Here is a 1,186-nt window from a genome sequence, read left to right as displayed (position 1 = left end):
AGTCAAACGTTTTTCACCTGAAAATCAGGGTTAAACGGTTGGTTGTTTTTCAACACACCATAAATGATATGGATCAATTTACGCATTACCGCTCCAACAATCAGCATCTTAGGTTTGCCTGCTTTAAGAAGTCTTCTTCTCATTTCAATTAATACAGGATTGAACTTCATTGCCACCAGAGCAGGCATAAAAAACGACTTCCTTACCTTGGCGTTACCAATTTTAGACATTGATGCACGACCACGCACTGAAGTACCCGAGAGCCGATGCCTTGGAGCTAGTCCAATAAATGATGCCAGCTGTTTTGCACTATCAAAACGAGATATATCAGCAAACTCTGACAGCACCACATTGATAGTCGCTTCGCCAACACCAGGGATCGTCTCCAGTAAATCTTTTTTCCGCTTCAGATCAGGATGATCATCAATATGATCACGTATTCGCTTCTTCGTTTCAGCAATTGAATTATCAAGATATTTAATGTGCTCTTCTATATCACACCGCAACTCTGATCCACTCACATCCAAACGATTCACCTCCTGCTGACGCATTTCCAGCAGTGAGTCATAACGCCTGGATAAATCTCGTAATAGCCTTATTTCCCAGGGTTCAGGAGTCCATAATGATGGTGCCATAGCCAAGCAAAAACGCGCAATCAATGAAGCATCAGACTTGTCCGTTTTAGTACGGATCAACTCCCCTTGAGCAAAGCCTTTGATGCGTGCCGGGTTTACAATACTGACCTGATAACCAGCATCATATAAATACTGCGCCAAGGCTTCACCATAACTTCCGGTGGACTCCATGCAGGCATGCAACGATGCCACATTCAACCTTTCCAACCATAAAGAAAGCTCCTTAAATCCAGCTGCACTATTGCGTAACTTTTTATGCTTGAATTTACCCTCTCGTAACAGAGCAACATCAAATGTCTTTTTTGAAATATCTATCCCAAGTTTATGACTTTCCATGATGCCTCCCGGATATATTGCTTTAGTCCCCACCAACCTTGCATATGCAGGCTCTCGCTTACTGGCGGGCCTAAGATACCGTCCGGTGTATTGAACAAAGCTAGACAGGGGCACTAATCTGACCCACAGGCTCGAAGCCTAAGGCCTTGAGAACAGCATCACCCCATCCATCGTTGATTCCCGTACTAAAAATCAACTCGGCTAAAGATACAAGG

General features: G+C 43.8%; 1 protein-coding gene. It reads right to left on the bottom strand.

Features of this window, described 5'->3' with window-relative positions; all coding sequences use genetic code 11:
* Positions 1-2: 2 nt before the first annotated feature.
* Complete coding sequence (locus F3F96_RS12320; protein WP_176963579.1) at positions 3-971, bottom strand: IS110 family transposase; 969 nt, start codon at positions 969-971, stop codon at positions 3-5.
* Between the last annotated feature and the right edge of the window lie 215 nt (positions 972-1,186).

This window comes from Mariprofundus sp. NF (genome assembly GCF_013387455.1).
Lineage (GTDB): Bacteria > Pseudomonadota > Zetaproteobacteria > Mariprofundales > Mariprofundaceae > Mariprofundus.
The sequence above is the reverse complement of the archived record's forward strand: the minus strand, read 5'-3'. Positions and strand labels throughout refer to the sequence as shown.

Bases quoted from the DNA above. Each gene is read 5' to 3' on its own strand.
- F3F96_RS12320 (WP_176963579.1), bottom strand. From the start codon at position 971: ATGGAAAGTCATAAACTTGGGATAGATATTTCAAAAAAGACATTTGAT.